The sequence below is a fragment of the Arthrobacter sp. Sr24 genome (assembly GCF_054511175.1).
The window spans coordinates 31412-49720 of record NZ_JBTNDB010000009.1 but is presented as its reverse complement, the minus strand read 5'-3'; the positions used below and the strand labels follow the sequence as shown (position 1 = coordinate 49720).

Genomic DNA, 18309 nt, shown 5'->3' with positions numbered 1-18309 from the left:
CTTGACGGTTCCATGAATTGATTTCATGAATTGATCCGTGAGGAATGGTCATTTAGAACGGTGAAAGCGACCATTCCTCACGGGTCAACGCGGGGCGGGGCTGCGCTGGGCACGCGGGGCTGCGCTGGGCTAGACCCGCTGAACTAGACCCGCGGGGCGAAATCGTCCTCGAGCATCCTGGGGCGGCAAATGATCCACGCGCCCATGCCCAACAGCACCAGGCTGACAAACAAGAACATGAACGGTGCGGTCCATGAATCCGTCCACTGGTGCAACAATCCAAAGAACAGCGGCCCGGTGCAGGCCAGCGCGTAGCCCATGCCCTGACCAAATCCGGACAGCGCTCCTGCACCGATTTGGGTGCGCGTGCGGTGATTGATCAGCAACAGCGAAAGCGGGAACGTACCGGGCCCAAGTCCGGCTAGAGCCACCCAAATCCATGTCCCACTGGCCGGCGAGAGCAGCAACCCCAAGTAACCAGCCACAAAACACGAAAGCATCACCACCACTACCGGGAACGGGTTGCGCATCCTGGCGGCGATCAGCGGGATGGTCAGGCTCATAGGCAGACCCAACGCAGCAAACAGGGCCAGCATGGATCCTGCCTGTCCCCGATCAAGCCCTGCTTCGGTGAGAATTTCAGGCAACCAAGCAAACATGGCGTAGGTATTCAGGGACGTGCAGCCGAACATGAACATCAACCCCCACGCGGTCGGCGAACGCCACAGGTTCATTTTCGGCGCAGGTGCAGTTAGCGGCGCGGTTGCAAAACGAACCCTTTCATCGCCCTGAAGCACGACGGCGGGAGGTGCCTTGGCAGCGCTGGTGGCGGCCGGCGTCGTGCTTGGGGAAATGAGCGCCACCAGCCACGGAATGAGGGCGATGGTGCTGATGCCTGCCCACGCGGCGAGGGAGAACTGCCAGTTGGTGGCGTCGGCGACGGGGACGGATAGTTGCGCGGGCAGGGCCGTACCGATGGAGATCGAGGTGACGTAGAGGGCCGTCATCAAGCCGACTTTAGTGGGGAAATGTTTTTTTACCAGCGGTGGAAGCAGCACATTACCGGCGCCGAGCCCACCAAATGCCACCACGGAAAACAGTAAGAACAGCGGCGTGTTGGGCACCAAGACTCGGGCGATCTGGCCCACCACTCCCACCACGATCGCCAGGACAATGAGTTTCTCCAGCGACGCCCAACGGATCATGTACGGGGTCATGAAGCCGAAAATCGCGAAGGCCGCGGTGGGGAGCATGCCCAGAATGCCGATGGTTGAAGTGCTCAGTGGGAGGTCGTAGTTGATGGTTGAGATCAACGGCGGAACCACAGTCACGGCGGCACGGAGTGTCAGTGCGGTCAGAATTATTGCTGCGGCAAAAAGCCAGACTTGGTGCTTTTTTTTCATGCTCGTAAGTTCCCCATTGGCCCAACAATACCTGCCAGCGGCCGGGCCAAAGTGCTTGCGTTTTACATCCGAGCCCCCACACCTGCTAAGCTCTTTCTCGTTCCCATTGGCAGCCACGGTTGCCACGCCTTCGTAGCTCAGGGGATAGAGCGTCGGTTTCCGGTACCGTAGGTCGGGGGTTCGAATCCCTCCGAGGGCACAATGAAACACCCTGATCCATGGATCGGGGTGTTTTTTGTTTGAGCGGGTCGGGTTAGCGGACGCGATCGGGGATAGTGGTTAGTGGATGCGATCACACTCTTCGAGTCCTCACGTCTGGCCCCCAAACGGCCAGTTTGGGGGCCAGACGTGAGGACTCGCGAGCGGAAGATCCGTGCGCCGGCGATTCCGTGCGACCAGAAACCCCACCTGGCTGCTCGCCCACTAAGCTCTACCTTGCCCACTAAGCTCTACAAGGTTTGCGCTGCCATGGTTTGGTAGCCTGCTGGACGCTTTCGCCTTGGCCAAATAACCAGTGCAGCGGCCGCCAACGGGATCCCGAACACCAGCATCGGCAAGATCATGACGCCCAGAAACGCCGTCACGACGGCACCCATGAGGGTCCCCAGCAACACCCGAAGTGCCCGCGATCCCGGCAGCACCGGAAATAGCGACCATGCCAGGGCCGCGCCACCAAACGTGGATGACATCAGCATTCCCAACACCATACCGTCCCACGACGGAGCCTTCGTATACGCCGCGGCCATCGCCCCACACGCCAGGGCAGCCAGCAATAACGGTCCCCAAATATGCCGCGGCTTCCGCTTAAGCAAGGTCCCTAATCGCAGCCCCAGCGCAGCCAGCAACGGCACCGCCGATACCAACCCAATGGTGATGCCCTGTCCCATGGCTTGGGTCCCATCGATGGCCGCGCCCCACGCCGACCCCGTCAGCGCGTACACAACTCCCACGGTTCCACCCACGCCACTGACGCCAGCCAGAAGCCGCGCTGCCAGCGGGTGCGGGACCGCCGCTTTCAGATGGAGTCCGGGAGCCGGCGTCGTACTTGCCGGTGTGCATCCAAGTGTGAAATGGGGATCCGGATTCGTAATGCTCGACGCCGGAGCCACCTTTGTTTCGCGGTGATACTGAGCGGCGGCCAGCACCGTGACAAGCACCGCTGCCGCGGCGGGCATAAAAGGCACGAGCAGCACGACGCCCGCGAGCAAGGCACCGAATCCCCCGGCCAGAACAAGCCCCAGCAATCGACGCCATGTGAGCCGTCCAGAGGAGATCGAATCGAGCAGGAGTACGGCCGCCGTGGTGCCCGAGGCCCATGCCACCAGAAACAGCGGGCCCACTATTTGGGTTAGGAACGGGTCGGCCGTCCCTTCATCTGCCGCATCGAAGGCGAGCGAGAGTCCCTGCCATGTGGCCGCGGCGAGCCCTCCTGCGACGATGGCAAGTGCAAGAATTCCCAGGGCACGGGGCCCAGAGACAGCACCTCGATGGCGGAGGAGAGCGCACGCCGAAACCATGACCAACGCCGGGCCCAAACCGGCATTCAACGCTGGCAATAGCCAGCTGTATCCGGCTTCAGCCAGTGCCTGCAAGCCCCACGTGAAAATGACGCCGACTGCGAGCGCAACAACGATTGCAGCTACACCGCTGCGCATTGCTAGCTTTGCGTCGAGTCGAGTTCCAACACCGTGGGTCATGGATGAGAAACGCTCCCCCGCGCTGGGCTTCAGCATTCCGCGGGCATCAGCGGCGTCCAGCATGGTTCCAAGCAGCGCGGCACCGTTTTCCTCACGCCACGCTTTTGGATACCAGCGCAACATGCGGGCATATCGCGCTTCCGTGAGACTGGGAAGCGACTGCTCTGGACGGTTCACTGGGCGATCCCTCCAGTGAATCCTGAGTTAAGGACGCCGGATCCGGTAGCGCCGGCAGTACGGACGCCGCTGTTGGTGAACGCAAAACTGTGGCCGGCGAGCCGCTTGAGCGCTACTCGTGCCTGCGATTGAAGAACTCGAGCTTCTTCATCCAGGCGCGTTGCACCTTGATCCGTCAACCGGTAATAGCGCCGGGCCCGTCCAGAGACAATCTCGTCACCGTCGGCCGCTACTAACCCGTCTCGCTCGAGGCGTTCCAAGGCTGCATAGAGTGTGGTGGCTTTCAGTCCCACCCGACCATCAGATGCTTTGGTGCTCTCGAGCATGATCTCGTACCCATGCCTACGCCCACTGGCGAGAGCGGTGAGAATCCAGAAAGCCGAGGTGGTTAGCGAGGTAGACATGCGCCCACCATATGCCTACTTCGGGCATATGCCAAGAGGTGCTTCAGTTCAGCTGCCCAGCTATGGCAGCGAGGGTCTTACTAGCCGTTTTGCCGTGCTTGCACTTAGCCATCAGCGCCTTGGGTGCCCCGTCCACGCCGCCGCAGATTAACTCCAAGGCAGCCAACTCCTACTTGCCAGCCTCGACGGTCTTGGTGATCGCCGCGAAAACCTGCTCGGGAGAATGTGAAAAGCTCATGGACTTCGTTGCGGGTGCATGCAGCGGCACCCTAGCCCTTGACTTCCTTCCCCTTGTCCGTGATGCTCTTGCCCAAGCCGTCGATGAGAGGTCTCCATGGAAACGCCAGAGTTCCCTAATTTTCCGAGCGATTTTGTGTGGGGTGTTTCTACCGCCTCCTACCAAATTGAAGGTGCCGTCAACGAAGCCGGCAGGGGCCCATCAAGCTGGGATGCCTTCGTGGCCGAATCTGGGCGGGTTCACAACGGCGACACTGGAGCAATAGCCTGCGACCACTACCACCGCTATCCCGAGGACATCGAGCTCATGCAGAAGCTTGGTGTCGACGCATACCGCTTCAGTTTCTCGTGGTCCCGCATCCAGCCAACCGGCAAAGGTGCGGTGAACGCCGCGGGGCTGGGGTTTTACGACAAACTCGTTGACGGACTACTCGAGGCCGGGATCACCCCCAGCCCCACCCTGTTTCACTGGGACACTCCATTGGCGCTCGAACAGGCTGGCGGGTGGCTCAATCGGGATACTGCCGAACGGTTCGCCGACTACGCCCAGATTCTCGGCGAGCACTTTGCCGATAGGATCCCGCGGTGGATCACCATCAACGAACCCGTTGTGGTGACGCTACTTGGATACGGTGCTGGCATTCACGCACCGGGGCTGGCGCTCGGCTTTGAAGCCCTGCCAGTCGCGCATCACCAGTTACTCGCACACGGCCTCGGTGTCCAGGCGCTGCGTTCTGCGGGAGCCAGCAATATTGGTCTCGCCAACAACCACGCGCTCACGTGGCCTGCCAGTGAGAGTGAGGCGGATCTTGCTGCCGCCGGGATCTACGACAACATCACCAACTGGCTCTTTGCCGACCCCATCCTCACCGGCGCCTACCCCGAGGCACTGGCCCCGTTTCTCCCGCCTACCCCGGAGCGTGACCTCGCTATCATCTCCACCCCGATCGACTGGTACGGAATCAATTCCTACAATCCCACCATGGTTGGAGCGCCCACCGAGGAGGATGGCGCCCTCATTGACGGACACGCTTTGGATGCTTCGCTACCGTTTTCCTTACGCGAGTTGCAGGGCTATCCACGCACAGATTTCGATTGGCCCGTGGTCCCGGCTGCGTTCACAGATTTACTGGTGAGTTTCAAGAAACGTTACGGAGATTCACTTCCGCCCATCTACATCACCGAGAATGGCGCCTCCTATAACGATGGCCCGGACGACGCCGGACGGGTCGCGGACAAGCGCAGGATTACCTATACCGATGCTCACCTGAGGGCACTGAAAACCGCTATGGACGCTGGCGTCGATGTCCGCGGCTACTTCCATTGGTCGCTCCTGGACAACTTTGAATGGGCGGCCGGATACTCTCAGCGCTTCGGCCTGGTCCATGTTGATTATGAAACGCAGAAGCGCACCCCCAAGGATTCCTACTACTGGTATCAGCAATTGATCACTGCTACTCGGAGTTAACATGTGCGGCGTTAGAGTGTGCGTTATGGAAAGCGCGCCGAATATTACGCCAAGGATCTGACGTTCAACAGAGCTACAGCGGCAGCACCACGGTGTGGAGCGGGCTGGCAAACCCCCAGCTGGTCGCCGAAATGTCTGGACACGCCGCAGTATCGGCTTCTAGACGAGGTTATGAGCTGACCGAAGAACAAGTCGAGGGATCAACAGAGCCTCGGACTGCTCTTGCAGCTCTTGATGCGGGCTGTTGCGAAGGCGCCGATGGAGTATGGCTCGCCCGTCGCGGCTGGAGCGTGACGGGGGTGGACATTTCATGCATAGCGCTCAAACCTGCCAACGAGCATGTTTAGGCTTTGGACTTGGCGGGGTCCATTTCCTGGGAACATCAGAATCTACTGACATGGACTCCCCTAGCGTCCAGCTTTGATCTGGTTTATGCCCAGTTCATGCACCTGCTCACGGTTGATCGAGAGCCACTGTACGCGCGGCTCGCAGCAGCTGTTGCACCCGGTGGGACTCTGCTAATTATGGGACACTCCGCGACGGATATTCACCCAGGTGCTCGGAGGGCAGATGTTCCCGATTTGTATTTCTCTGCTTCGAAACCCGCCGATTCTCTGGAGCCACAGCCTTGGTAGATTCTGGTCGCGGAACCTCGACCCAGAAGTGCGCAAAATTCTGGAGGGAAGGCACACGCTCGCCACGGCCTCGGCGGCTCTAGGCGGTTGGATCCTAGTAGCCCGGTAATGGTGGTGCTGTGGAGACGTAACGGTGACCGGTTGGGGTGATAATGCTGATCCCTGGCGGCTTATTTGCGGCAGCCCCGGATGACTCGGAGCCTTCCGTTCGCTCGAAGACCCAGCCTGGCGATTCCTTGGCGCCGTTACAGTCCGAACAGAGACCTTGGCCATTGTCCAGAGAAGTAGCTCCCCCAGCTGCGTAGGCCTTGATGTGGTCATACTCCCGGATTGGTGCATCGCAATAGGGTTTCTGGCAACGTTGGTCCTGGAGCCTCAGAAATTCTTTCATTCCTTCCGGGAAGAGCCTGCTTTTTGAATCCATTGCCAGAAGCTGGTTGGTTCCCGGATGGGTGAAGAGCCGTTTCAGCCACACCTTGGGAGAGAATCCATCAATCAGGACCATGTCACGGGCAATAGGGGCTGGAATGGGATCATAGCCGACCAGTATTGCTGGCTCATTGTCGCTTCCAAACAGCGATCTGTCCGTCATGACAAGTTCCAAGGAGATGCTGGCCTCGTCCACTGTCGTGCACTGCAGATTCCCTGCTGTTCCGTTCTGAGATCCGGCGAAGGGCATACTGCCCCACTGCCGGTCTCTCGTGACTTGCTCTTCCTGCCGGCGATCCTCTTGGAGCTTGTCATCCTGCAGTACAACTGTGGGGGAAAACCCGCCCTCGGGTACTCCCCTGTGGTCACTGAGTGTTCCCGGGCCTTCGTCGCAGGGAGCATGTTGGATGAGTCGGTGCATCAGCGCGTCGGCCATCACTTGCCCTTTCCCACGCTCATCACCGGCAGCCTTCCGACTATCAGCAACCTTTGTCAGCGTGGCCAGAATGCGCACTCCTTGCTTCAACGGGATCAGGGCTGTCAGGAAGGTCATGCCGTCCGCGGCCGGCCGAAGTGAAACATAACGCTCTCCCACCGCTTTCTCTTGCCGCTTCACAAACGCTTCAGGCTCCAGTGCGTAGGCGGCTCTCCTCGCTGCAGCAGCAAGTTCCCTATTTCCTAGACGCCCAACCTCTTCGAGGTCTCCACTTATACTGCGGTCCACCGCTTGCCGGTGTTCCAGTGAGAGGAAAACAGTTTCCCTCGTAACAATTCCAGCTTTGTACTCGCTGATTTTTCCTTGCGAGAATGCTCGCATGGTGTACGGCATCTCCCGCACCAACACTTCAGATAATTCGCAGAGCTGGCGCCCTCGAAACGGTGATTCGTGCCTGGCGAGTGCAAGCTGATGTGGAATTCCTCGGCCCACTTTCTCCTTTGGAGTCCCTGAGCGTGCCTGGCTGAGCCGTTGCTGAGCAACAAAAAAACTTTGAATATGAGCTTGTGCCGCGGCCAGAGCATTTTTTGTCTGTTCCATTGAGCCATCTACGTCAATCAGTACCGCACCGGACATCTCATCAACCGCTTCGGGATCATATCCGGCACTAGTTGTTTTGCCGCCCAATGCCCGGAGTACTCCAGTGGCAAGTGTTGCCTGAGACATGGACTTAGCGGCCGTTGATTTGACTGTTGTCACACGCTGGCTCAAATGGGCCAACTCTGCAGCGTTTCTGCCCTCACGAAGAGCCAACTCAACGGCCTCCGTGGCTTGGACAACACGGCGTTGGTCCTGCTGCGCGAATTCGTGGGCAAGTGCAGCATCTAGCTGGGCAAGCATCACGGGGTCGAAGAAGGTGCCGCACCGGCTCAACAAATTGTTACTTCGTTCAAGTAGCTCTTGGCATTCGTTCATCGCAACCACACCAGAGTTCGCAACATCGGTGTTTGCAAGATTTTCCTGGCACGCTTCATCAAAGCCATCAAGCGCTGGCCCACCAGCTACTTCTCCGCCAGCTACTCCAAAGCTGGAACTTCCCGGCGATTCAGACCCTGGAGCTCCGGAGTACCCCTCCACAAAATCTTCGGCTGCTAGTGTGCTGCCGTCCGATGAGCCGCTCTTTGAGGCGATGCCGTCTGTGACCCCGATTCCAGAGGCGCTCATGGCGGGCGCAACTTCGGGGGAACTCAACCATTCGGGAGCCACCATGCGATTCACCACCTTGCCATTTCGCCTCAGCACCGCCAGCAATACCTACGGAACCAACATGCTTCGTTGAACCTAAGGCAGATCCTGCAACAAGTGTTGATCCAGATCGCCCTTGATCTACTGCTACTTAAGACACTACGCATACCCACTGACATTCTGGATGTCAGAACCGCCGTAGGTGAATGACGCCGTCACCAGCCCTGCCTGTGGAGGAACAGATGACGCTAAACGTCCGCATATGTGCCCCGATAGATACGATTCAGAGCCTCGAAAAATGTGCTCACATCCCGAATTCGGCTAGGCATTCGATACCGAATCCCCCATCCAATGTGGCACTAGTCCGCTCACTCGAAGCGCACCCACAGCGCCCACAAGTCAGAGAGGCCAGAGAGCCCACAAATCAACGAGCCAACAAGTCCATAGAGTCAGCACAGAGTCTGCGAGCGCCGAGCCCGCCAACGGGCACGGCTCCGGAGGTAGCTCACTTGCACCCATCCCCAGCCCAGACGCCCCCACCCAGCCCCATTTTCCCTACCCAACCAAGCCTTCCAAGCCCTCCAAGCCTTTCTCGAATGCCCAAGGCTTACCCCGGCAGCAACTGAACTTAGAACCACAGCGATTCCCACCATCTGCAAGGGCCCCATCGCCTGACCCACCACAGCCCACCCGAGCACGATCGCCACAACGGGGCTCAGTAGTCCCAAGAAGGCCGCTGCGCCTGCCGGCAGCCGCGACAGGCCTCTGAACCAGCAGAAGTAGGCAAATGCCGTGCCAGCAACAGAGAGATACAAGTACCCAAGCACATTGGTGACCGTCAACGGGTCCGCTGGGAGCCCTTCAAATACGAGCAGCAAAATAGCAAGGGAAGCTCCACCCGTCATCAGTTGCCAGCCCGTAGTGGCTAATGCTGTGACCGGGCGGCTACCCCGGGAGACCGGCTGTCCCCATTTCTTGGCCAAGACCGTACCGGCAGCCATGGACACTGTTCCTCCCGCTGCGGCAAGAAGGCCCAACGCGTCTAGCCGAGCCTGCGATTGCAGCACGATCAATGCCACTCCCAGCACACCCGCGCCACCGACCAGCACACGTGGCGCAGTCACCTTTTCATGCAGCACCGCGCTGGCCAGCACAGCTACCAGTAGCGGTCCAATCCCACCAACAATGGCGGCTACTCCCCCGGGCAAGCGATATGCCGCAATGAACAACAGGGCGAAAAATGCCCCAATGTTGAGCAGTCCCAGCACCCATGACTTCCACCACCATGAGCCCTGCGGCAGTTGACGCGACAGGGCCAGCAAGAGCAGTCCGGCCGGGAGTGCCCGCAGCACCCCGGCAAGCAGCGGCCGCCCCTCCGGCAGGTACATAGTTGTGGTGAGGTAGGTGGTCCCCCACAGAATTGGAGCCAAAGAAGTCGCGAGTATCAAACTCAAATTTTTACTAAGCACTTAGCTAATATAACTAAGTGCTTAGCAAATTGCTAGACTGGCGCCATGGCAAACCACCTCGACCGAATCCTTGCTCAATGGCGTACCGAAAAACCCGACTTAGATGTCTCCCCTATGGCAGTGATCGGGCGCCTAAGCCGGGCCGCCTCAGCCGTTGACACCCGGCTTGCGGCAACGTTCGCCCAACACGGAATAGACTCCTCGACCTTCGATGCCTTGGCGACACTTCTGCGCAGCGGGGAGCCGTACAGCCTCACCCCCGCAGCGCTAGCCCGCGACGCCATGATTTCAAGCAGCGCAGTTGCCCAGCGTTTGAACAAGCTAGAAACCCGTGGCTTAGTCAGCCGCAGCGCCAACCCCGACGACGGACGCGGCACCTTGGTCTCGTTGACACCCGCCGGTAAAAAGCTGATCGAGGCAACGTTGCCGAACCACCTGGCCACTGAACATGCCATCACCAGCGCGCTGAATAAAACAGAACAGGCACAGCTGGCAAGCTTGCTCGAACGCATCACCGTGGCCGCAGCTAATCACTGAGAACCTCCCCATGCTTGACGGCCCTAGACATCCCTCACCCCATGCCCCAGAAGTGAGCGACAGCAGGAGCGGAACAACAGGACCAGTAAACAGCGGAAACGCGCACGAACCGATCCATGACAGACTTTCCCAATGAACAAATTGATTGCCGCGCTGGCCATTCTTGCGGCGGTTGCCTGGGGCGTAACGGCCACCGCTGCGTGGATTGCCAAGAAAAAGGCTCCCTTAGCTCTCGCAGCCGGCAAGGCCCCTATTCATGCCACCACCGCCGATCAAGATAAGGCCATGCGCCGTGCCCAGTGGCGCACAGTGGCCGCATTGCTCTTCGCAGTCATCATGTTTGCGGCCCTGTTCCGGATTTCAATTGGCCTCTCCGGGCAGGAGGGCTTGCCGATCGCTGTGACCGCGGGGCTCTCAGCCAGCGGTGGGCTCCTGCTATTCTCGGCCCTGCCCGCCGCCAAGCTCGCAACGCGCGAACGCCTCCTGCCCCAGCGCACCATCATCGTGCCGGCAGCTGTCCTTGCGGCCTTTATCGCGTTCATCGCCTTCGTCGTTGCCACGAATCTGGTGCCGAATCTAACCTTGGAGAAGTACGACGGCGTGCCCCTCCTTCTCGTGGCCGTTCTCCTTAGCGGTGCCGCACTTCTTGCCCTGCACAGATTGAACACCACCGCCGCGCTCCCGGATCCCCGCATGGCTGGCCTTGACCGGAGGTGGCGTGAAATTTCCGCCAAAAATCTACTCAACTTCTCCAGCGGCGCCGTGCTGAGTTTCTTCGGCATGGCCGCCATCGTGACGTCGGTGGCTATGAACTCAGTTGCCACCACAACAGTCAGCGATTCCATCTCCCTCGCTTGGGTAATCGCGTGCGGTGCCGGTGGAGCGGCACTGGCGGTGGCCGGCGTCGTACTTCTGGTTCTGGCGGTCAAAGGGGCGCTCACTGTGCGCACCGCGGCACGCAAAGTGCCCCCCGCACCAGTGCACGCATAAGCGCCGTATAAGTCCCGCCGTGAAAACGGCATAAACTGGGTGGCACCATGACTTTGACTATTACCTACCCCGCCGCGCTGCCCGTCTCGGAGCGCCGTGAGGACATCATGGCTGCCATCGCCGCCAACCAAGTCACCATCATCGCCGGCGAAACGGGCTCCGGAAAGACCACCCAGATCCCCAAAATGTGTGTGGAGCTGGGTCTGGCCGACAAGGGCCTGATCGGCCACACGCAGCCACGCCGTCTGGCCGCGCGCACGGTCGCTGAGCGCATTGCCAGCGAACTGGGCGTGGAAATCGGCGAAGAGGTGGGCTTCCAGGTCCGCTTCACCGGCCAGGTGGGCCCGCAAACCAAGATCAAACTCATGACCGACGGCATTTTGCTGGCGGAAATTCAGCGCGACCGCCTGCTGCGCAAGTACTCTGTCATCATCATTGACGAGGCCCACGAACGCTCGCTGAACATCGACTTCATCCTCGGATATCTGCGCCAAATCCTGCCCAAACGCCCGGATTTGAAGATCATCATCACCTCGGCCACGATCGACCCCGAGCGTTTCGCCACCCACTTCGCCTCGGCGGAGGGCCCGGCGCCCATCATCGAAGTTTCCGGGCGCACCTTCCCCGTGGACATCCGTTACCGCCCGCTGAGTGGCCCGGCCAACGGGGAGGAGAGTGGCGCGGAGGACGCGGACGACGACGAACTTGGGTTGCGCTCGGACCGGAACCGACACGGCGGGAACCGAGAAGACGGCGGCAACTCTGAGGAAGACCGTGACCCGCTCGATGCCGTGTGCGACGCCGTAGATGAGCTTTCCAAGGAAGCGCCCGGAGACATCCTGATCTTCTTCTCCGGTGAGCGCGAGATCAGGGACGCCGCCGATGCTCTGGCTGGCCGGGTCAAATCCAACCCGCGGCTACGCGACACACAGATCCTGCCGCTCTTTGCCCGGTTGTCGCTGGCCGAGCAGCATGCGGTCTTTACGCCGGGTTCGCGGAAGCGCATTGTGCTGGCCACGAACGTCGCCGAAACCTCGCTGACCGTGCCGGGCATTAAGTACGTCATTGACACCGGCACGGCCCGTATCTCGCGGTATTCGCACCGGACCAAGGTCCAGCGTCTGCCCATTGAACGCGTGTCCCAGGCCTCGGCCAACCAACGTTCGGGCCGATGCGGGCGAGTCTCCGACGGCATTTGCATCCGTTTGTACTCCGAAGAGGACTACAACGCCCGGAGCGAGTTCACCGACCCGGAAATCCTGCGGACCAACTTGGCCGCCGTCATTTTGCAGATGACGGCCATGGGTGTAGCCAAGGGGCCAAAGGACGTAGAAAAGTTCCCGTTTGTGCAGCCGCCAGATTCCAGGGCTATCACCGACGGCGTGACCTTGCTCCGCGAACTCGGTGCCGTGAGCGCTCAGGGTGGGATCACCGGCGTCGGGCGTCAACTGTCACAGCTACCGGTGGATCCGCGTCTTGGCCGCATGATTGTCGAAGCCGCCAAGCGGGGGGTGGCTGCCGAGGTGATGGTCCTCGCCGCGGCGCTGACCATTCAGGATCCGCGTGAACGCCCCACGGACAAGCAGCAGCTGGCCACGGAAAAGCACAAGCGTTTCCAGGATGAGTACTCGGATTTCACGGGCTTCTTGAACCTGTGGCGCTATATCAAGGAGAAGCAGAAAGAGCTTTCCTCGAGTGCGTTCCGGCGCCTGTGCAAGGCCGAATTCATCAACTATTTGCGAGTGCGTGAGTGGCAGGATTTGTTCACTCAGCTTAAGCAAATGGCGAAGTCGGTGGATATCAAGGTATCCGGCAATGACATTGATCCGGTGGCTAACCACGACGCCATCCACATGTCTCTACTGACCGGCCTACTGAGCCATATTGGCCTCTATGATCAGCGCAAGCGCGAATATGCTGGCGCGCGTGGCACCAAGTTCATGGTGTTCCCGGGCTCGGCCTTGTTCAAGAAGTCGCCCGATTGGGTCATGGCCGCCGAGCTGGTGGAAACTTCACGGCTCTGGGCCCGCGTCGCGGCAAAGTTTGATCCGTTGTGGGCCGAACAGGTGGCCCCGGATCTGGTGAAGCGCACCTACAGTGAGCCGCACTGGTCCAAGAAAATGGGCTCCGTTATGGCGCACGAGAAGGTCACCCTGTATGGGGTGCCGATCGTGCCGGATCGCCGCATTCACTATGGAAAGATCGATCCGGAACTAAGCCGGGAGATGTTCATCCGCCATGCTCTCGTGGAGGGCGATTGGCACACCAACCACAAGTTCTTCCACCGCAACCAGGCCTTGCTGGCCGAGGTTGAGGAGATGGAAACCCGCATGCGCCGCCGCGATTTGCGCGTGGATGACGAGACCTTGTTCGAGTTCTATGACGAGCGCGTGGGCGGGGATGTTGTCTCCGAGCGCCACTTCGACAAGTGGTGGAAGGACGCCCGGCACAAGAACGCGGCGTTGCTGGATTTTGATACCCAAGTGGTCATGGCCGAGGAACCCGAGCTGGACGAGGCTGCCTTCCCGAAGTTGTGGACGCAAGGCGAGTTCGAGCTGCCGCTCTCCTATGAGTTCCATCCCACCGCGCCGGGCTCTGCTCCCAACCCGTCCGACGGCGTGACGGTGCAGGTGCCGCTGTTGTTCCTGAACCAGCTCTCTGAAGCACCCTTTAGGTGGCAGATTCCTGGCCTGCGTGCCGAAATGGTCACGGCGCTCATTAAGTCGCTCCCCAAGGCGACCCGGAAGAACTTCATTCCGGCACCGGACGTGGGGCGGCAAGCTGCTCAAGCGCTGGCTGCGGACTTCGACCCTTCTATAGATGCCTTGGAGCCTTCCCTTGAACTAGCGCTGCGCCGGCTCAAAGGTCACGTTATTCCGCCAGGTTCTTGGAATTGGGACGCCGTGCCAAGTCACTTGCGCATGACGTTCTCCGTGGTGGATAAGAATGGCCGGATCTTAGAAGAGGGCCAGAACCTTTCTGATTTGCAGTCCAAGCTGGCCGGAGCCACCCGCCGTGCCATCGCCGAATCGCTGGGCGCAACGCCCAAGACAACGCAGGCAGGCCGGGCCCCGCTGACGGCACCTTCCGCCAACGGCACTCCGGCGGCAGGTACGGCAATGGCCTCCGGTACGACAACGGCGGCAGGTGCACGTTCGGCGTCGAAGATCAGTGGCGGCACAAGCGCCGTGACCGACGGTATTGCGGAGCGTTCCGGAATCACCACGTGGGATGTGGGCACGCTCCCCCGCGAGGTCAAGCGCCTGGTGGGCGGGCACACCGTGACCGGTTATCCGGCGTTAGTGGATGAGGGCGCAACCGCCGGGATCCGCGTATTTCAGCGTCAGGACATGCAGGAAGCTGCCATGCGCGCCGGCGTCATTCGGCTGCTGGCGTTGCGGGTACCTTCGCCGGATCGGTACGTTTTGGACCACCTGAGCAACACTGAAAAGCTCACTTTTAGCCAGAACCCGCACGGTAGCGTCACAGAGTTGATCGCGGACTGCACGCTCGCCACCATCGACAAGCTGACCCCGGCCGCGCTGCCCTGGAACCGGAAGGACTTCGACGCGCTGTATGAAGTAGTCCGCGCCGAACTGATTGACACGGTGTTCTCGGTGACCGCCGTCGTCGAACGGGTCTTGGCATCCAATATGCGCATCCACAAGCAGTTGCGGGCCACCACAAGCCTGCCGCTCATCAGCGCGCTCAATGACATCAAGCAACAGCTGGAACTGCTCGTCTACCCGGGCTTTGTGGCCAAGACGGGGTTTGCCCAGCTCAGCCAGTTGCCTCGGTATCTGGGTGCCATTGAGAAGCGTTTGGAGAAGCTGCCCAGCAATGTGGCGCGCGATGGGCAGTCGATGGCCGCTGTGCAGCGTCTTGAAGACGAGTACGACGACGCCGTGGCTGCTCTGCTTCCCGGCCAACGGTCCACGGCGGGGCTGGATCATGTGCGCTGGATGATTGAGGAGCTGCGCGTGAGTCTGTTCGCTGTGGAGTTGGGGACGGCGTATTCGGTCTCAGAGAAGCGGATCCGGGTGGCACTGGCGAAGGCCATGGCGTAGTTTCCACGCCTTAGGCCAGCGCCGCCCCCAGAGGCAGTGCCAAAGCCAGCGCCAGCGCCACCTGAAGCGCTATACCTCCAGCGCTACGCTTCTGGTTCGGATGGGGCAGCGGCGGACGTTGGAGCGCTGATCTCCGGCTCGCCAGTGGTTGCTGCGTCCTGGTGAAGGTGACCGAATGGGTCAGTCTTAGGGCGCTTATCTGCCGGCAGACGCCCGCGCAACCGGGCGGTGAGCGCACGCAAGTTCATCAAGGGTGAATCCTGGTTCGGTCCTTCGACTTCAAGACCGTAGATTTCCCCGATGTGGTCAACGAAGGCCAAACGTTTGGCCTTATCGTAGGCGCGTGACTCGCGGGAGAACGCCCGGTAGGTGGACCAGCAAATCAAGATCAGCACAAAGCTGAAAGGCAAGGCAATGATGATGGCCGCAGTTTTCAAGGCCTCCAGCCCTCCTGACAACAGCAGTGCGCTGGCCAAGACCGAGGTGGTCAAGGTGAAGAAAATACGGATCCAGTTCTTTGGTTCCACGTCTCCGCCGCTAGCGATCATCCCCATCACCAGTGCGCCAGAGTCTGCGGAGGTCACGAAGAAAATGACGATCATAATGATCGCACCAATCGTGAGAACACCACCGGCTGGGACCTGGGCCAACGCCGCAAACAGCGCACCGGCGGCGTCAACAGTCCCATCTTCGCCCACGAGCCCGCCCTTGCCTGATAGCTCGGAGTACAGTGCGGTGCCGCCAAGTACGCTGAACCACAGCATCGTGACTATGGTGGGCACTAAGATGACGCCGGCCACGAATTGACGGACTGTGCGCCCCTTGGAGATTCGGGCAATGAAAATGCCCACAAACGGTGCCCAGGAGATCCACCATCCCCAGTAGAAGGTGGTCCAGGACGACTGCCAGATTTCACCCTCGGCACCTGAGAAGGCGCTGACATTGAAGGACATACCGAGGAAATTCTGCAGGTAATTACCAGTGGACTGCACAAAGTTGCGCAGCAGGAACTGCGAGGGGCCCACCACCAGCAGGAAAAGCACAAACATGCCCGCAAGGATGAGGTTGGTGTTGGAAAGCCACTTCATCCCTTTCCCCACGCCTGACAGGACCGAAAGCAACACAAAGCAGGTGATCACGGCAATGATGACCAGGTCGATGAACATCGAGGAACTGATCAACCCGGCACTCTCCAGTCCGGCGCTGATCTGCAGCACACCAAGTCCCAGGGAGGTTGCCACGCCGAAAATGGTTCCGACGAGGGCAATGACATCGATGAGGTTACCCAACCCGCCCTTCACTCGTCGCCCCAGCAAGGGTTCAAGGGTCCAACGGATGGATACGGGCCGGCCGCGTCGATGGATGGCGTAGGCCAAGGCGAGCCCGATCACCACGTAAATCGACCAGGCGTGCACACCCCAGTGCAGGAAAGTCTGCGAAAGGGCATGTTGGGCGAGCTCACCAGGAGTACCGGTGGTGCCGGGTTTAGGTGCGGCAAAGTGACTCAGAGGTTCACTGACACCGTAAAACACCAAGCCGATGCCCATGCCAGCGGCAAAAAGCAGGGCAAACCACGAACCCAGCGAGAATTCGGGCACGTCGTCGTCCTTGCCCAGCTTGATGTCGCCGAACTTTCCAAAGCCGAGCCACAGGCAAAAGATCACCAGGGCAGTTGCTAGCAGCACGTAGTACCAGTTGAAGTAGCCAACGATGGTGGCCTGAATCTCCGAAAACACGCTCTCGGCAACGTCTGGGGCAATCATGGCAAACGCCGCGAAAACGATCACGATTGAGGCTGCTGGCCAAAATACCCAGCGATGGACCCGTGGTGGAGCTTTTGTCTCTGACATTTTCCCAGCATAGGCGCATTTTCGCGGGCATCTGGGGTTTAGCTCTGTGATGCCCAATTCGTTTCAGCAGCCACGGACGGACCGTGGCCCGCCCGTGGCCCGCCCGTGGCCCGCCGCTGGCCCGCCGCTGGCCGGCAGCTATCAGATCCTGACGGATCGAGTCAGAAACAAGCTCCTCCCTCTACGCTACGGACCAGCCGCCGTCGGAGGGCAGGATGACGCCGTTGACATTTACCCCGTCGTCGCTGAGTAGGAACGTGATGGAGGCTGCGAGCGCATCCGCCTCGACGGCGTCAGGCAGGATCGCCATGGCATGGCGAACGCGTGCGGCTCCTAGTTCGGAATCGAAGCGGGCCTCAATATTCGTGATGACCGGTCCGGGCGCAACAGCGTTGACGCGAATGCCGCTGGGGCCGTACATGAAAGCGCTGCTCTTGGTGAGACCTGCGACGGCGTGCTTGGACGCCGTGTATGCGGCGCCGGCGGCGGATCCGCGCAAGGCCGCCTCTGAGGCAACGTTCACAATGGAACCCTGGGCTTGTGCGAGCATGGTGGGAACTACGGCACGCATGAGCTTCATGGTGCCGTTGACATTGATGTTGAACACACGGTTCCAGACATCGTCAGCCACCTCGTGAACGGGAGTCATATTGTCCATGATCCCGGCGACGTTCGCGAGCCCGTCGATCCGCTCACCGGCTGCTTGAACAATAGCTGCCACGGCGGCGTCGTCGGTGATATCCCCGGGGACCGTGACAATGTCGCCTTCCGGGAGGGCTGCTGCGAACTCCCTCAGACGCTCAACAGAAATGTCGACGGCGATGACTCGGCCACCTTCACGGGCCACGCGGGAAGCTGTGGCGCGGCCAATGCCGGACCCGGCACCCGTGACGATGATAGTTTTACCCGCGAAGCGGCCCTGGGTGACCTTCTCTACCCACACCGGAACCTCAGTGCCAGTCTCTGTTGCGGAGGCAGCTGCGGAGGCAACCGCAGAATCAGGTGCTGGCGCTTCGGCCGGAATGTCACCGGATTCAACGCGTTGCACTAAGCCCTCCACCATCTCCTGTGTGAACGCTCCCTGGCTCACGGCCACGAGCCGGTTGAGCGCCATCTTGGCCACGGGGCGCAGGGAATCGGCTCTCTGGCCGCCCGCTGCCAACATGGCTCGCAGCACAGGCCCACCGGCCGGATCCGCCAACCAGGTGTTGATAGTTGATTCGCCACTGAGGTTATTGGGGTTATTGCTCATGGAAAACGATCTC

The 18309-nt window shown here is 60.3% G+C and carries 11 protein-coding genes and 1 tRNA gene; 5 read left to right on the top strand and 7 right to left on the bottom strand.

What is annotated here, in order from left to right:
• Positions 1-143: 143 nt before the first annotated feature.
• Complete coding sequence (locus ACX80D_RS08220; RefSeq protein ID WP_459322164.1) at positions 144-1403, bottom strand: MFS transporter; 1260 nt, start codon at positions 1401-1403, stop codon at positions 144-146.
• A gap of 126 nt (positions 1404-1529) precedes the next feature.
• On the opposite strand from ACX80D_RS08220, the gene ACX80D_RS08215 reads away from it, so the two are divergent.
• Positions 1530-1602 (top strand) — tRNA-Arg (locus tag ACX80D_RS08215).
• 250 nt (positions 1603-1852) lie between these two features.
• On the opposite strand, the gene ACX80D_RS08210 is transcribed toward ACX80D_RS08215, so the two are convergent.
• Together ACX80D_RS08210 and ACX80D_RS08205 are read right to left on the bottom strand one after the other, a co-directional pair.
• Positions 1853-3277: a hypothetical protein gene (locus ACX80D_RS08210; RefSeq protein ID WP_459322162.1), complete on the bottom strand. Its 1425-nt coding sequence runs from the start codon at positions 3275-3277 to the stop codon at positions 1853-1855.
• Complete coding sequence (locus ACX80D_RS08205) at positions 3274-3681, bottom strand: PadR family transcriptional regulator (protein WP_459322160.1); 408 nt, start codon at positions 3679-3681, stop codon at positions 3274-3276. Before ACX80D_RS08205 ends, ACX80D_RS08210 begins: the two co-directional genes overlap by 4 nt.
• Positions 3682-4015: 334 nt before the next feature.
• Here ACX80D_RS08205 and ACX80D_RS08200 point away from each other — a divergent pair, with 334 nt between their 5' ends.
• Positions 4016-5386: a GH1 family beta-glucosidase gene (locus tag ACX80D_RS08200; RefSeq protein WP_459322158.1), complete on the top strand. Its 1371-nt coding sequence runs from the start codon at positions 4016-4018 to the stop codon at positions 5384-5386.
• Between the two features lie 729 nt (positions 5387-6115).
• On the opposite strand, the gene ACX80D_RS08195 is transcribed toward ACX80D_RS08200, so the two are convergent.
• A complete protein-coding gene (locus tag ACX80D_RS08195) occupies positions 6116-8155 on the bottom strand; it encodes an HNH endonuclease (protein WP_459322157.1) in 2040 nt (679 codons plus the stop codon).
• A 425-nt stretch (positions 8156-8580) separates the two neighbouring features.
• Positions 8581-9579 carry an EamA family transporter gene (locus tag ACX80D_RS08190; RefSeq protein WP_459322156.1) on the bottom strand — a complete coding sequence of 333 codons (999 nt, stop codon included), beginning with the start codon at positions 9577-9579 and terminating at the stop codon, positions 8581-8583.
• Between the two features lie 66 nt (positions 9580-9645).
• Here ACX80D_RS08190 and ACX80D_RS08185 point away from each other — a divergent pair, with 66 nt between their 5' ends.
• From ACX80D_RS08185 to hrpA, 3 genes are all read left to right on the top strand, one after another.
• Entirely contained in the window at positions 9646-10137 is a 492-nt protein-coding gene (locus ACX80D_RS08185; protein ID WP_459322155.1) for a MarR family winged helix-turn-helix transcriptional regulator, read from the top strand.
• Between the two features lie 132 nt (positions 10138-10269).
• On the top strand, positions 10270-11127 hold the full coding sequence (locus ACX80D_RS08180; RefSeq protein WP_459322154.1) for a hypothetical protein: 858 nt from the start codon (positions 10270-10272) through the stop codon (positions 11125-11127).
• Positions 11128-11174: 47 nt separating this feature from the next.
• A complete protein-coding gene (gene hrpA / locus ACX80D_RS08175; protein WP_459322153.1) occupies positions 11175-15194 on the top strand; it encodes an ATP-dependent RNA helicase HrpA in 4020 nt (1339 codons plus the stop codon).
• Positions 15195-15277: 83 nt separating this feature from the next.
• Here the strand turns inward: hrpA and ACX80D_RS08170 are convergent, their stop codons facing one another.
• Together ACX80D_RS08170 and ACX80D_RS08165 are read right to left on the bottom strand one after the other, a co-directional pair.
• On the bottom strand, positions 15278-17044 hold the full coding sequence (locus ACX80D_RS08170; RefSeq protein ID WP_459322152.1) for a BCCT family transporter: 1767 nt from the start codon (positions 17042-17044) through the stop codon (positions 15278-15280).
• A gap of 181 nt (positions 17045-17225) precedes the next feature.
• Positions 17226-18296 (bottom strand): SDR family NAD(P)-dependent oxidoreductase, encoded by a 1071-nt coding sequence (locus ACX80D_RS08165; RefSeq protein WP_459322151.1) that lies wholly within the window; start codon positions 18294-18296, stop codon positions 17226-17228.
• Positions 18297-18309 lie beyond the last annotated feature (13 nt).

Bases quoted from the DNA above. Each gene is read 5' to 3' on its own strand.
- ACX80D_RS08220 (WP_459322164.1), bottom strand. From the start codon at position 1,403: ATGAAAAAAAAGCACCAAGTCTGGCTTTTTGCCGCAGCAATAATTCTG.
- ACX80D_RS08205 (WP_459322160.1), bottom strand. From the start codon at position 3,681: ATGTCTACCTCGCTAACCACCTCGGCTTTCTGGATTCTCACCGCTCTC.
- ACX80D_RS08200 (WP_459322158.1), top strand. From the start codon at position 4,016: ATGGAAACGCCAGAGTTCCCTAATTTTCCGAGCGATTTTGTGTGGGGT.
- ACX80D_RS08195 (WP_459322157.1), bottom strand. From the start codon at position 8,155: ATGGTGGCTCCCGAATGGTTGAGTTCCCCCGAAGTTGCGCCCGCCATG.
- ACX80D_RS08185 (WP_459322155.1), top strand. From the start codon at position 9,646: ATGGCAAACCACCTCGACCGAATCCTTGCTCAATGGCGTACCGAAAAA.
- ACX80D_RS08180 (WP_459322154.1), top strand. From the start codon at position 10,270: ATGAACAAATTGATTGCCGCGCTGGCCATTCTTGCGGCGGTTGCCTGG.
- hrpA (WP_459322153.1), top strand. From the start codon at position 11,175: ATGACTTTGACTATTACCTACCCCGCCGCGCTGCCCGTCTCGGAGCGC.
- ACX80D_RS08170 (WP_459322152.1), bottom strand. From the start codon at position 17,044: ATGTCAGAGACAAAAGCTCCACCACGGGTCCATCGCTGGGTATTTTGG.
- ACX80D_RS08165 (WP_459322151.1), bottom strand. From the start codon at position 18,296: ATGAGCAATAACCCCAATAACCTCAGTGGCGAATCAACTATCAACACC.